Origin of the sequence: Paenibacillus sp. FSL H7-0943 (assembly GCF_037963265.1) — a bacterium.
Lineage (GTDB): Bacteria > Bacillota > Bacilli > Paenibacillales > Paenibacillaceae > Paenibacillus_AQ > Paenibacillus_AQ odorifer.
The window spans coordinates 4,243,934-4,258,164 of the sequence record NZ_CP150148.1 but is presented as its reverse complement, the minus strand read 5'-3'; the positions used below and the strand labels follow the sequence as shown (position 1 = coordinate 4,258,164).

The following is a 14,231-nucleotide window of genomic DNA, read 5'->3' as shown; positions in this document are numbered from 1 at the left end:
GTAAGCTGACTTATGTAGTTTATAGAATAATTTATAATTGGCGGTGACAGATCGTGAGTACGATAGATATGTTGAGTTATGAAAAAGAGGGCTGGGAACAGTCTTATCGCCGTATAGCCGGCGTAGATGAAGTAGGCAGAGGTTGTTTGTTTGGGGATGTTGTTGCAGCAGCGGTGATTTTGCCGGAAGGGCTTATTATTGATGGCGTCAACGACTCTAAGAAGCTTACAGCGAAAAAAAGAGATGCCTTATTCGAGATTATTATGGAGCAGGCGATAGCTATTGGTGTAGGTTATGTGGATTCCCGCATGATTGATGAAATTAATATTAAACAGGCTTCTCGTCTGGCGATGAAAAAAGCGGTAGAAGGTCTTAGTCATACCCCGGACTATATGTTAATCGATGCTGAAAAAGTTGATCTTCCGTTGCCGCAGCAGGCGATCATAAAAGGGGATGCTAACAGCCAGTCTATTGCGGCAGCTTCGATTATAGCTAAAGTAACAAGAGATAGACTGTGTGAAGGGGTGTGGGAGGAATTATACCCTGATTATGGGATTGCGATACATAAAGGTTATGCGACCAAGCTTCACAGGGAACAAATTACGGCGTTAGGTCCGACACCTATGCATCGGCGCAGCTTTATTGGGAAGATTCTTGCTGAACAGCAAACCCTTTTTTAGAAATATCAGAATATAAAAGACGCCAAAGGCGTTTAAGCTTGGATGAATTCACCGCTCAAAAAAGTCGGATTAATACCGATATAGTAAGAAGAGAGAAAATGGAGGGAGGAGAAACGGTATGAATATCGGAACATTGATCCGTGGATTGCTCGGGGATAATAAACCGGGAGCAGCCAAGTCTTTGGAATTGAAGGAAGGGCAGGTTGTACGTGGTGTTGTATTGTCTGTCTCGGATTCGGGAAAAGAAGCCGTTGTGCAGATTCAAGGTACACCTGTTCGTGCGGAGTTGGAAACACCACTACTGCCAGGAGAGACCCTGAACTTACAGGTTGGAGCACCCGGAGAAGGCGGATTGCCCGTATTGAAGCCGGTCTCCCTCGGCGAAACGGTGTTAGCCACCCCGCAAAACATGGGCGAGGCATTGGAATCGCTTGGGCTTACTGACTCCAAAGCGGGTAGGGAAATTGTGTTGGCGATGCAGTCGGGTGGTATTCCGCTTACCAAAGAGACAGCGGCGATTCTGGATGCTGTAATGAGTGCGAAACCTGCGGGCGTGCCGACCTCAGAGTGGCTTGATGCAGCTGTCATTTCTGTAAAGCGGGGCTTGCCGGTTACCCCTGAAAGTGTGAAAGGATTGCAGCAGGCGGTTTTTGGTCCGCAGCTTCATCAGCTTTTGTCAGCGCTCGAAGAACAGATTACGATTTGGGCAGGTCAAGTCGCCGGTGAAGAAACAACAACAGCCGAAGCTAAAACTGGAATGGGTACCCCAACCGGAAACCTGAATGCTCCTGTAACGACAGGTACGGGCGCTGTGATTAACGCGGAAGCGGTATCAGCAGGTGATGCTGATGCGGAAATGGACCAGGTGGCGGTTAAAGGAACTGGACAACCTGTAAGTAAACCTGCTGAGGGTAGTGGTGGTGCTACTACTACAAGCGGAAGTACTGCTGCAACAGGAGGGGCAACGGGAGCCGGAGTTATTTCTGATGAACCAATAATTCCTTTGAATTCAGTGAAATCAGAAATATCAGGAAGTGCAGCTGCAAGTACAGCTGAAACTCCTGAGAATGAAACCGGTATTGTAACTGCCAAGCCAGTGGTCCCCGAAGAGGCTGGTGAGGTAGCTCAGCTCTCGAAGAGTGGAAATACTGGTGAACCTTTGACTGGGAAAATAACTTCTACGCTTGCTTCAGGAACTCAGAGTAGTGCTGCTAACACGCAAGGGGACGGAATTGTAAGCAATCAAAATAGTTCTAATCAGAGCGAAACTCATGGCAATGAAATGAGTCTAAATAAAGATAGAGCGCAGGGTAGTGTCAGTGGCGCGATTACAAGCGCCACTGGATCAGCAGGTGCAGATAGCCAAGCTGCTGCGGGAAGCCAAGCTGGTGCAGCAAGCCAAGCTGCTGCGCCTAGCGGGGCTGCCCTGCTCGCGAAGCTGCAGGGCGTGCTCACCGAGTTGCGCGGCAGCATGCCGCAGCTCGCGAACGTCCCGCCCGCTGAGGCGGCGGGACAAGAACCTGCCCCCGCGCCGGCAGCGCCGCGCGGGGAGACCACGGCTGCTGCGGCTTCGCCGGTGCAGCCAGACACCGCCCCACCCGCGGATGCGGAGTCGTGGGTGGGGCGGGTGTTGAAGCTGCTCGGTGCGGAGCACGAGCAGCAGGCCGTGCGCGGCGGCGCTTTGCCGGCCGCGGAGACGGCGCGAGCGGCAGCGGGGACAGCTGCAGCCGCGCTAGGCAGTGTCGGCGGGGAGCAAGCTGCGGACACGTTGAAGGGCGTGCTGCTGCAGCTTATGAGCAGCAGCGAGGTGCCGCCCGCGGTAAAAGATGCCGCGAGCGGGCTAGTGCAGCAGCTGACAGGCCAACAGCTGCTGCTGAATACAGATCGGACTGCTCCCTTCGCGCAGGTTACATTGTTCTTGCCGCTGCAAGGTCCAGATGGGCAGGAAACTGCATCGGTTCATATCCAGTCCAGGCGGGGCCGCAAAGGGGAGTTGGATGCAGCTAACTGTCGATTGTGGTTCGATTTGGACATGAAGCAGCTAGGGCAGACATTGGTAGATGTGCAGGTTGTAGATCGAATCGTTAGTCTTAAGCTTCATAATGATCATCCGTGGGTGCTTGAGCTGCTGGAGACGCGGCGTGAAGATATAAAAACTGCGGTAGAATCCATCGGTTATCAATTATCAGGTTTAAGAACCGAACCCTTGCCAGAATTGAATTTGCCTAAAGAGCTTGCTGGCTCCAATACTAATAAGTTTGTTGATTATGTTCCTGAGGCTTACAAAGGAGTGGATTACCGTATATGAATGAGCCTGTACAGCCAATTTCACAAGGGCTCAAAAAAGCGGTCGCTCTCAAATATAGTCCCGGACAAAACGAGGCTCCTGTCGTAGTAGCCAAGGGACAAGGCGCGATAGCAGACCTTATTCTGCAAAAGGCTAAGGAGAGCGGGGTTGCTGTTCAGGAAGATGCAGCCCTCGTGGAGGTGCTTTCAAAGCTTGATCTGGACCAACAGATTCCGTCTGAGCTCTATCAGCTGGTGGCGGAAATCCTCAGCTTTGTGTATCAGAGCGATCGTTCCGCTGGTGAACGGGGACAAGAATGAAAGAGCCATATGCAAGAAAACACTATAACCGCAAAGAGAAAGGAGCTGCTGCAGAGAACGGAGCTGTGCAGTACCTATCTTCTAGCGGGTATATGATATTGGAACGGAATTGGCGTTGTCGTACTGGAGAGCTTGATATCATTGCGGAGCGTGAAGACTGTATTGTTGTTGTCGAAGTTCGTAGCCGCAGTGGAGAGCTGCTTCAGGGAACTCCAGAAGAATCGGTGAATGCTCGCAAAATAAACCAGGTTCGGAGTACAACACAGGTTTATTTGCATATGAAGGGTTATGAGGAACGGCGGGTTTCTTTTGATGTAATTAGCGTCTTGTTAAATGACGATCTTAGCCTAGCTTCACTTAGTCATATTCGCGAGGCGTTTTAAGAGTAACTCTATTTCCTCATGCGATTCTTTATGAATTTGCTGCTGTTCTGATAAAAAAGTCTTTACATACCTTCCGCACTGTGGGTCATTTCTCAAAAGAAATGGGTAAACATTAGGAGTAACTTTTTAATGTCATCATGAGGAGGGCTGTCTAGTGAAGAATAAACCTTCTGAAATGCAGGTTAGTTTTACATGCCAATATTGCCAGCAGAAGATTGAAGTGAAATTTAAAGCAGAGCCAATATCTGTCGTCTGTTGCGATAATTGCAATAAGACCTTCACGGTAATGCGGCCCACTATAGCGGAGGAAATATTAATAGATTGGGAAAATGAAGCGTTATTTCAAAAAATCCGGGCTGAAAAGTCGCAAAACAGCAATAGCAGTCTCTTAGCGCTTGTAATTAGAGTTATTGAACTGCTTACATGGCGTGACAAAGGCAATGGACAGGTGGAAGCGATCAAGGAGATGCGTGGCTGGCTCATTGACAATGAGGAGGCGCCTCCTTTAGCTGAACTGATTCAGAGTGATGTTAATAAACGTTCGAGTAAGCGGCGCGACTGGGAAAAGTAACATTAACAATAAAGAGGTATTCCGTCATCGCCTCATGACATAGAATGATACGTATAATTTCGTGAGAAATTAGGCGGAAAAGTCCTCGGGGCTCCGAATTTCCTAGGGTTTATGGGTAGTCGGAGCTTTTTTCATACATACTGTCATTAGAATAGGAACAAAAGGAGGGTGCACATGGCTAAGGTTTTTTTCACATCAGATCATCATTTTGGGCATAAGTTGATCATTGATTTTGAATCCAGACCCTTCAACGATGTAGAGCAAATGAATGAAGTTATGATTGAAAGTTGGAATTCGGTAGTGAATCCGGACGACAAAGTATTTCATTTGGGAGACTTTTCTTTTCTGAATAAGGAGGCAACTCGTGCGATTGTGGCCAGACTGCATGGATACAAAATCCTGATCCTTGGCAATCATGATCGCGGCCGCAGCCGAAGTTGGTGGCTTGAGGCAGGTTTTGATGAGGTTAGTGAATATCCTTTGATTTATAAGGATTTCTTTTTCCTCTCACATGAGCCTATGTACATGAATAAACATATGCCTTACGTAAATGTGCACGGCCATATTCATGGGCAAAAATATGAGGGAAACAATCATTTTAACATTTGTGTAGAGCATTGGAACTATAAACCGTTGACTTTTGAGCAGATTAGGGACTCGGTCGTAGTTAAAGAAGGGGATTGATGTAGGTCTTTAGAGATGTGCTTTCGCTTTTATGTAAAACTTGAATTTCTTATTCTAAAGATAAATTGCTCACAGATTGCGTTAGGACACAACTTCTATAATGTACTTAACAGCTAATATATATATTTGGAAAATAAGGAAGCACCTTTTTTCTTGAAGCTATGACACCCCAAATTAGGGTGTAATTCAGGAGATGAGGTGTTTTTATTATGTATGGGAAAATGTTTAGCGCGTGTCTGTATGGGATTGAAGGGGTAATGATCGGTGTGGAAATCGATCTTGCAAATGGACTGCCGCAGACGAATATCATTGGCTTACCAGATTCAGCGATTCGCGAGGCTGTTGAACGAGTTAGGGCTGCCGTTAAAAATTGCGGTTACCGCTATCCACAGCAGCGTATTACGATCAATCTTGCTCCAGCTGACCTGCGTAAAGAAGGTTCCGCTTTTGATCTAGCGATTGCTTTAGGGATACTGATAACTAGTGGCCAGTTGATTATGCCTTCAGCTCAAGAGATGCTTTTGATTGGAGAGCTTGCGCTCGACGGCAGTCTGCGTCCGGTTTCGGGTGTGCTGCCGATGGTTGAAGCAGCGCGTAAAAGCGGGTTTAAAGCCGTTCTGCTCCCGCAAGGCAATGCGGCAGAAGCCGCTTTAATCAGTGGCATGAATGTTTATACCATCGACCATTTGCAAGCGTTAGCGAATGCTGCTGAATCTGTGGCTAGCTTTGGTCCGATTATAGATAAGCTAGTTCCTCTAGTAGAATCTGAAGGATCACCACTTCCTTTTCCTGTATCCGTGAGTATGGGGACGGGGGCAAAAGAACAACCTCCGGTGCTTGTTCTTTCTGTAGAGCATCTCAAATATAACCCTAAATATTCTGATTCTGAGGCTGCTTCTTCCGAAGCGAATGAAATAATGGATGATTACAGTGATGTGCTTGGACAGCAACATGTGAAAAGAGCACTAACTATCGCGGCTGCAGGGATGCATAATATTATGCTCATCGGCCCACCTGGCACAGGCAAAACGATGCTGATCAAACGCCTTCCCAGTATCCTTCCACAATTGTCGGACAGTGAGGCACTTGAGGTAACCAAAATTTTTAGTGCGGCTGGAAATTTGAAGGATGCACACAACGGTTTGCTGCGAAGTCGTCCATTTCGTTCTCCACACCACACGATATCTTCTGCCGGATTAATTGGAGGGGGCGGTATTCCCAAGCCAGGTGAGGTAAGTCTTGCGCATCGAGGTATTCTGTTTCTGGATGAATTGCCTGAATTCTCCCGGAATGTGCTTGAAGTGCTGCGACAGCCACTCGAAGATGGGGTGGTTACTATAAGTCGTGCCCGGGCTTCCTTTACTTTTCCTGCCAAATTCATGCTCGCTGCATCGATGAATCCGTGCAGCTGCGGCTTTTTTGGAAGCGGTATCTCCCAGCAAAATTGTACCTGTAGTCCATCAAGGATTGCCCAATATCGAGCCAAAATATCCGGTCCATTATTGGATCGGATCGACTTACAGGTTGATGTTCCCCGCCCGAAGGAATGGAATCGGCAGGGGCATGTTTTATCGTCAGCAGATATGCGTGCGGAGGTGTTGGCTGCTCAGGCCATCCAAGCTAAACGTTACAAACGACTGGCGATTTCATGGAACAGTGAACTTTCCGGTGCTTCCCTTCGGAAATATGCAAGCCTAAACCGAGAGAGTGCTCAAATGCTGTATGATATTTTGGAGAATTTAGGTCTAAGCATGCGAGCGCATGATCGGATTATTAAGCTATCCCGTACCATAGCTGATCTGGAGGGTGCACAGGATATTTCTTCTGCACATCTCGCGGAAGCTGTGCAATACCGTAATCTGGATCGACAGGTATTAGCGGAGGAATAAAGATAAAAGAGCAGCGATTCCCGTTAATGAGAATCGCTGCTCTATACTATGGACCGGTAGTGACGAGCACCGCCGAACCATTATTATGCTCTGATGCTTATGGAACGGACCTAGAGGACGTTGTTTGCAAGTTTTTAGCCCTTGGAGCGTAGATTCGGACGCTGGAGACGCTATTCCTTCGGAAGAAGGTTATATTGGGTGGTTTTCCTTCCAATAGCTGCTATGAGGTCCGATAACATCCCAAATATGGGATTAAGTTGCGTTTAAGATCAACTGTGTCCGTTAGCGACTTCGAATGTGAAATGCCACGTATTCAAACGAAGGTTAGATCGTTTAGCAAATTTCACATACATTTTTCTCTATAATTTCTTACAGTACATTCAGTTCTACTTCGATATTGCCACGAGTGGCACGGGAGTAAGGACATGCGCCATGGGCAGCTTCTACCAAAGATGCTGCGGTTTCTCTGTCAACGCCTTTAACCAGCACGTCAAGCTTAACCGCAATGCCGAATCCGCCATCTTCAACTTTACCAAAGCTTACAGTAGCCGTAACTTCACTGCCTTCAATCTTCACTTTTCCAAGACGAGCAACCATGTTCAGAGCACTGTCAAAACAAGCGGAGTAACCAGCTGCGAATAATTGTTCAGGATTAGTGCCTTCACCTCCGGCACCCCCCATTTCACGTGGTGTACTGATCGTAAGGTTGAGTTTAGGGCTTTCTGATTCTATATAACCGTTTCTTCCCCCAACGGCTTTAACTGTGGTTTCATACATCTTTTGTTGAATTGTCATCATAATAAATCTCTCCTATTCATTAATTAGTTTGTGTACAATCTAATTTATCACAATTAATATAAAAGTCAAATTAATTTTTTGCTATTATTATGATATATGAGGGAATTATGATAAAATAAAGAGATAAGGCGGGTGAATAAATATGAAAATGAGTGAAGAAGATATGCAGAAAATGACTACAACCCCAGAGCTGCTGATCGAGAATCAGCTCTGTTTTACCATTTATGCTTGCTCGCGTGAGATTACAAAGCTGTACCAACCGTATTTGGATAAGATTGGTTTAACTTACTCCCAATACTTAGTAATGCTTGTGTTATGGGAACGGCAGCAATGTACAGTGAAAGAGATTGGTGAGGCGTTATTTTTGGATTCAGGCACGCTGACTCCGCTATTGAAACGCTTGCAAGCTGCAGGCCTAATTATACGTGAACGCTCGATGCAGGATGAGCGAAAGGTATTAATCTCACTAACGAAACAAGGCTGGGCACTTCAAAGTGATGCCGTGTGTATTCCCGGCAAAATGATGGAAGAAACGACACTGACAAATAATGAATCCATAGAGCTACTTGATCAGTTTAAAGACTTACTGAATCGTGTTCACGAAGCTAATATCCAAGATAGTAAAAAGTAAGCGTAGTAAGGAGTCAATGCGATCGTTCGCATTCCGGCATGAAATCAAGCGAAAAAATGTGTACAAATCATGAATATATTTAAGGTAAGCGTTTTAAAAACATGTTACACTATTCTGGGTTCCTTTGTATGGCGTATAGGTAAATATAAGCTTAGTCTTATAGATTTACACAATGTCTCTTGCAGAAATAATGCCATTCTTTTTACGAGTGGTAGATCAGTTTCTGCTGGTTCCGGAATAGTGCTGCATGTATAACATCAGCCTATCCCTAACCCCGCGGCAATCAAAACGGAAAGCGAGATGACAACAGGCTGCCTGTTTAGTCACCACGCTACTTTAGGAGGCTACCGCTATGAATATCCACGAGTATCAGGGAAAAGAAGTGCTTAAGAAGTACGGTGTAGCCGTACCGAATGGAAAAGTAGCTTATACAGTGGAGGAAGCGGTAGAAGCCGCAGAGTCACTGAGCACACCGGTTGTTGTAGTTAAAGCTCAGATTCACGCAGGTGGACGCGGTAAAGCTGGAGGAGTAAAGGTTGCTAAGAATATCGATGAGGTGCGTAGTTACGCAACTGAGATTCTGGGCAAGACTCTAGTAACTCACCAGACTGGACCGGAGGGTAAGGTAGTAAAAAGACTGCTCATTGAAGAGGGTTGTCAAATTGTTAAGGAGTATTACATTGGTATCGTAGTTGACAGAGGTACTGGCCGAGTGGTCATGATGGCTTCTGAAGAAGGCGGTACTGAGATTGAAGAAGTAGCTGCAACACATCCGGAGAAAATTTTTAAAGAGATCATTGATCCGGCAGTGGGTTTGCAGACTTTTCAGGCGCGTAAGCTGGCTTACAGTATCTCTATTCCTAATGAGCTGGTAGGCAAAACTGTGAAATTCATGCAAGCGCTATATTTAGCTTTCGTGGATAAAGATTGCTCTATTGCCGAAATTAACCCATTGGTAGTGACTGCGGATGGGAATGTGATGGCACTGGATGCCAAACTGAATTTTGATTCCAACGCCTTGTTCCGTCATAAGGATATTCTAGAGCTGCGGGATTTGGATGAAGAGGATTTAAAGGAAATCGAAGCCTCGAAGTATGACCTTAGTTACATTGCACTTGATGGCAATATTGGGTGCATGGTAAACGGTGCAGGTCTCGCGATGGCGACTATGGATATTATTAAGTATTATGGGGGCGAACCCGCCAACTTCCTGGATGTAGGGGGCGGTGCAACGACCGAGAAGGTAACAGAAGCCTTTAAAATCATTTTATCCGATGAAAAAGTGAACGGAATTTTTGTTAACATTTTCGGTGGTATTATGCGCTGTGATGTTATCGCTAACGGTGTTGTAGAAGCGGCTAGTCAACTGGGTTTGACCAAACCGCTGGTTGTGCGTCTTGAGGGAACAAATGTTGGATTGGGCAAGCAGATTTTGGCCGGATCGGGACTGAATATTGTTGCTGCTGATTCTATGGCGGACGGTGCCCGTAAGATTGTGTCTCTTGTGCAATAATGGCCTGATTTAGGAAGCCAGTTATCGTATTTGACAATATAAGTAGGGATGTGACTTAAGGCATGAGCATTCTTGTAGATAAAAATACGAAAGTTATCACGCAGGGAATTACAGGATCAACGGGTTTGTTCCATACTAAAGGTGCGCTGGATTATGGAACACAGATGGTTGGAGGGGTAACACCGGGTAAAGGTGGAACATCTGTCAACATCACGCTTGAAAATGGCAGTGAGGTTAGCCTTCCGGTATTCGATACTGTTGTAGCTGCTAAGGCGGCTACAGGCGCAACCGCTAGTGTAATCTATGTACCGCCAGCATTTGCAGCAGACTCCATAATGGAAGCCGTGGACGCAGAACTCGACCTGGTGATTTGTATTACCGAAGGGATTCCAGTACTTGATATGGTAAAAGTGTCCCGTTATATGGAGGGGCGCTCTACTGTATTGATCGGACCTAACTGTCCGGGAGTTATCACTCCTGGTGAGTGCAAAATAGGAATTATGCCGGGTTATATTCATATGCCAGGGTACGTAGGTGTTGTCTCGCGCAGCGGAACTCTAACCTATGAGGCTGTTCATCAGCTGACCACGCGTGGAATCGGGCAATCTTCAGCTGTAGGTATTGGCGGAGACCCTGTTAAAGGCTCAGAGTTTATTGATATTCTGAAGCTTTTTAATGAGGATCCGGGTACAAAGGCAGTCATCATGATTGGTGAAATTGGCGGAACCGCAGAGGAAGAAGCAGCAGAGTGGATTCGTGAGCATATGACTAAGCCGGTAGTAGGGTTTATTGGCGGCGCTACTGCACCTCCTGGCAAACGTATGGGGCATGCGGGTGCTATTATTTCCGGAGGCAAAGGCACAGCGAGTGAGAAAATTGCCGTACTTGAATCGTGCGGAATCAAGGTTGCTCCTACACCTGCCGAAATGGGCTCAACGCTAGTAAGTGTGCTCGAAGAACGCGGTATTCTTAGCGCTTTTACAACGCATTAATTATTTTATTTAATTGAAGGAATTCACTCTACGCGAGTGGGCTTCTTTCGTGTATAATTATTTCAGAGGTAAGCAACCTTTTGTTCCTATCCAAGGGATAAAAGGTTGCTTTTTTGTTTTTTAACATAGAAAAATATTGAATTAAAAGAAAATATTGCATTCCTCTAATTCATGTTACAAAATAGGGAAGGCTAACCCTTCCATTAAAGGAGAGTAAGCTTATATGGAAGAAAAAGATCTGCTGTTTGGTTTTAATGAAGTGGAGGGGATTGGCTGGAAGAGTATCGACAAGATTCGCAGAGCCGGCTTAATGTCAGAACGAGCATTTTCCTGTAGTGCAAAAGATTGGAAAACGATCGGATTGAACGGAAAGCTGTCGAATTATCTTGCTTCCATATATACATTAGAATGGATCGCCAAAAGGCGCTTATTAATGGAAGAATGTGCAGTGAAGATGGTCACTGTGTTTGATGCGGCTTATCCTGTTTTGTTGAAAGAGACGGCACAGCCACCGTGGATCCTTTATTATCGAGGTCGTTTGGAAATGTTATCAACTCCTAGTGTGGCGATGGTTGGCACTCGTGTGCCAACAGCATATGGACGAAAGGTAGGGGAGATTCTCGCGGAGGAGCTTAGTGCAGCAGGTCTAACGGTGGTTAGCGGACTTGCGAGGGGGATCGATAGCATTTGTCATGAAGCGGCGCTAAGAAGCGGTGGAGGGACCATAGCGGTAGTGGCAACAGGGTTGGACAAAGTCTATCCAACTGAGAATATTGAACTGGAGCGGCGTATTTCTCAGGAAGGGCTTGTCATTACAGAGTATCCTCTTGGAACTAAAAGTCATCCTGGATTATTTCCACAGCGTAATCGGATCATAGCAGGTTTATCACGGGGGACAGTGGTCGTGGAGGCTGACAGTCGCAGTGGATCACTTATTACAGCCGATGCTGCCTTGGAAGCTGGGAGGGATGTCTTCGCAGTTCCCGGACCTATTACATCACCTAAGAGCAGAGGGGCGTTAGAGCTTATCAAGCAGGGGGCAAAGCTGGTAACCAGTGGATTAGATATTATAGAAGAATATACTTCTTATTTGCCGACAAACGTAATAAAAACAGGGAATAATAGCACTACCGAACAGACAGCAGACGACTTTATGATTGAAAAGAAATTGACAAATGAGGAGTCTCACCTATACCATATACTGCATCAAGGCCCTTTTATATTGGACGATCTGCTTGTAAGAACAGGATGGGATTTTGGACATTTGCATTCAGTTCTGTTATCTTTAATCATAAAAAAAGCGGTAACACAATTACCAGGAGCTATTTATAAGGTAATTTAATATAGAGGTGCGAGTGTTAACGAGGAGGAAGAGTCTATGGCAGATGCATTAGTTATTGTCGAGTCGCCTGCAAAAGCGAAGACAATTGGCAAATATCTAGGTAGTAAATATATTGTAAAGGCATCAATGGGACATATTAGAGATCTACCGAAGAGTCAAATTGGTGTTGAGGTGGAGAATGATTTCAGTCCCAAATATATTACTATCCGCGGTAAGGGATCTATATTGAAGGAATTGAAAGACGCTAGTAAAAAAGTTAAAAAAGTTTATCTCGCAGCTGACCCCGACCGCGAAGGGGAAGCAATTGCTTGGCATTTGGCGCATGCGCTGGATTTAGATAATACACAAGAATGCAGAGTTGTTTTTAATGAGATCACCAAACAAGCGGTAAAAGATGCTTTTAAGACACCGCGTAAGATTAATATGGATCTCGTGAATGCACAGCAGGCTAGACGTATTTTGGATCGACTGGTAGGGTACAAGATTAGCCCTCTATTATGGAAGAAAGTCAAAAAAGGTTTATCTGCTGGACGTGTACAATCCGTTGCCGTGAAGATCATTATGGATCGTGAGAATGAAATCTCCGCTTTTGTACCCACCGAATATTGGAGCATAACAGCGAAGCTTGGAATCCGGGATTCCGTCTTTGAAGCTAAGTTTCATAAGCTGAATGGTGTGAAAAAAGAACTGAACCAGGAAAGTGATGTTCAGGAAGTTCTTGAAGCCATTAAGAACGCATCTTTTAAGGTGAGTGATGTGAAGGAGAAGGAAAGACAACGTCATCCTTCGGCTCCTTTTACCACCAGCTCCCTACAACAGGAAGCAGCCCGTAAGCTTGGATTCCGTGCCGCTAAGACAATGTCTGTTGCACAGCAGCTATACGAAGGTGTGGAACTCGGTAAAGAAGGTACCGTAGGTTTGATCACTTATATGCGTACTGACTCCACGCGTCTCTCTGTCACCGCTCAGGATGAAGCTAAAGAGCTTATAACAGCTAAGTATGGTGAGAAGTTCTTGCCAGAATCCCCACGGCAGTATTCTAAAAAGGCAGCTGGAGCACAGGAAGCGCATGAAGCGATTCGTCCTACCTCGGCATTACGCGAACCAGAAATGGTCAAAGAGTTCTTGAGCCGTGATCAATTCCGTCTCTACAAGCTAGTGTGGGAGCGATTCGTATCAAGTCAGATGTCTTCTGCCCTGCTGGATACGCTTTCGGTCGATATTGCTGCAGGTACTGCTACATTCAGAGCTGTTGGTTCGAAGGTTTCATTCCCCGGGTTCATGAAGGTTTACGTAGAAGGCAACGATGACGGAACTACAGATGAAGACAAGTATTTGCCGCCGCTTCAAGCGGGAGATGCTTTAAATAAGCAGGAGATCGAGCCTAAACAGCACTTTACACAACCGCCTCCACGATATACGGAAGCAAGACTTGTAAAGACGCTTGAGGAGCTGGGTATAGGCCGTCCAAGTACATATGCCCCAACGCTGGAAACCATCCAGAAGCGTGGTTATGTGGCTATTGAAGAGAAAAAATTCATGCCAACCGAACTTGGCGAGCTTGTTATAGAGCAGATGGAGCAATTTTTTCCGGAAATCCTAAACGTTGAATTCACCGCGAACATGGAAGGGGATCTTGACCATGTGGAAGAGGGCTCAGAAGACTGGGTAAAGGTTCTTGCAGAGTTTTACGAATCGTTTGAGAAGCGTTTGGTATTCGCGGAAGAAGAGATGAAAGAAATTGAGATTGAAGATGAAGTCTCTGATGAGATCTGTGAGAAATGCGGCAAACCTCTCGTGTATAAGCTGGGTCGCTTTGGGAAATTCCTAGCATGCTCTGGCTTTCCGGATTGCCGAAACACGAAACCGATTATCAAGGATATTGGCGTAACTTGCCCTAAATGTCATGAAGGTAAGGTTGTGGAGCGACGCAGCAAAAAAGGGCGAGTTTTCTATGGCTGCGATCAGTACCCTGGTTGTGATTTCGTTTCATGGGATAGACCTTCTATAAAACCATGTCCATCATGTGGATCTTGGATGATTGAGAAACGTAATAAGCAAGGAACCAAGCTACAATGTACATCTTGTGATCATACAGAGGCGGTTCTAGACAACGAAGAAGAATTAGCAGATTAATAGTC

General features: G+C 45.9%; 13 protein-coding genes. 12 read left to right on the top strand and 1 reads right to left on the bottom strand.

The features are described from left to right. The first annotated feature begins 68 nt into the window (after positions 1–68). The 7 genes from NSQ55_RS18590 to NSQ55_RS18560 all read left to right on the top strand — a co-directional run bounded on the left by NSQ55_RS18590 (position 69) and on the right by NSQ55_RS18560 (position 6,814). Entirely contained in the window at positions 69–680 is a 612-nt protein-coding gene (locus NSQ55_RS18590) for a ribonuclease HII (protein WP_076100429.1), read from the top strand. Positions 681–798: 118 nt separating this feature from the next. Next, positions 799–2,988, top strand: a complete 2,190-nt coding sequence (locus NSQ55_RS18585; protein WP_339168450.1) for a DNA ligase — start codon at positions 799–801, stop codon at positions 2,986–2,988. Then, positions 2,985–3,287, top strand: coding sequence for an EscU/YscU/HrcU family type III secretion system export apparatus switch protein (locus NSQ55_RS18580; RefSeq protein WP_038571992.1), 303 nt, complete (start codon positions 2,985–2,987; stop codon positions 3,285–3,287). Before NSQ55_RS18585 ends, NSQ55_RS18580 begins: the two co-directional genes overlap by 4 nt. Further along, the gene (locus tag NSQ55_RS18575; protein WP_339168448.1) at positions 3,284–3,670 is read left to right on the top strand and encodes a YraN family protein; all 387 of its coding nucleotides are present in this window, start codon (positions 3,284–3,286) and stop codon (positions 3,668–3,670) included. Before NSQ55_RS18580 ends, NSQ55_RS18575 begins: the two co-directional genes overlap by 4 nt. A gap of 154 nt (positions 3,671–3,824) precedes the next feature. Then, positions 3,825–4,241, top strand: coding sequence for a hypothetical protein (locus NSQ55_RS18570; protein ID WP_051491578.1), 417 nt, complete (start codon positions 3,825–3,827; stop codon positions 4,239–4,241). A gap of 174 nt (positions 4,242–4,415) precedes the next feature. Continuing rightward, entirely contained in the window at positions 4,416–4,925 is a 510-nt protein-coding gene (locus tag NSQ55_RS18565; protein WP_036688580.1) for a metallophosphoesterase, read from the top strand. 209 nt (positions 4,926–5,134) lie between these two features. Beyond that, positions 5,135–6,814: a YifB family Mg chelatase-like AAA ATPase gene (locus NSQ55_RS18560; protein ID WP_036688578.1), complete on the top strand. Its 1,680-nt coding sequence runs from the start codon at positions 5,135–5,137 to the stop codon at positions 6,812–6,814. 369 nt (positions 6,815–7,183) lie between these two features. On the opposite strand, the gene NSQ55_RS18555 is transcribed toward NSQ55_RS18560, so the two are convergent. After that, positions 7,184–7,612, bottom strand: coding sequence for an organic hydroperoxide resistance protein (locus NSQ55_RS18555; protein ID WP_036688575.1), 429 nt, complete (start codon positions 7,610–7,612; stop codon positions 7,184–7,186). A 142-nt stretch (positions 7,613–7,754) separates the two neighbouring features. On the opposite strand from NSQ55_RS18555, the gene NSQ55_RS18550 reads away from it, so the two are divergent. The 5 genes from NSQ55_RS18550 to topA all read left to right on the top strand — a co-directional run bounded on the left by NSQ55_RS18550 (position 7,755) and on the right by topA (position 14,226). Next, on the top strand, positions 7,755–8,243 hold the full coding sequence (locus NSQ55_RS18550; RefSeq protein ID WP_235219564.1) for a MarR family transcriptional regulator: 489 nt from the start codon (positions 7,755–7,757) through the stop codon (positions 8,241–8,243). A gap of 352 nt (positions 8,244–8,595) precedes the next feature. After that, the gene (gene sucC, locus NSQ55_RS18545; RefSeq protein ID WP_038571984.1) at positions 8,596–9,756 is read left to right on the top strand and encodes an ADP-forming succinate--CoA ligase subunit beta; all 1,161 of its coding nucleotides are present in this window, start codon (positions 8,596–8,598) and stop codon (positions 9,754–9,756) included. A 62-nt stretch (positions 9,757–9,818) separates the two neighbouring features. Next, positions 9,819–10,748: a succinate--CoA ligase subunit alpha gene (gene sucD / locus NSQ55_RS18540; RefSeq protein WP_036688571.1), complete on the top strand. Its 930-nt coding sequence runs from the start codon at positions 9,819–9,821 to the stop codon at positions 10,746–10,748. Positions 10,749–10,971: 223 nt separating this feature from the next. Continuing rightward, complete coding sequence (gene dprA, locus NSQ55_RS18535) at positions 10,972–12,090, top strand: DNA-processing protein DprA (protein ID WP_339168445.1); 1,119 nt, start codon at positions 10,972–10,974, stop codon at positions 12,088–12,090. 36 nt (positions 12,091–12,126) lie between these two features. Beyond that, entirely contained in the window at positions 12,127–14,226 is a 2,100-nt protein-coding gene (topA, locus tag NSQ55_RS18530; protein WP_036688567.1) for a type I DNA topoisomerase, read from the top strand. Positions 14,227–14,231 lie beyond the last annotated feature (5 nt).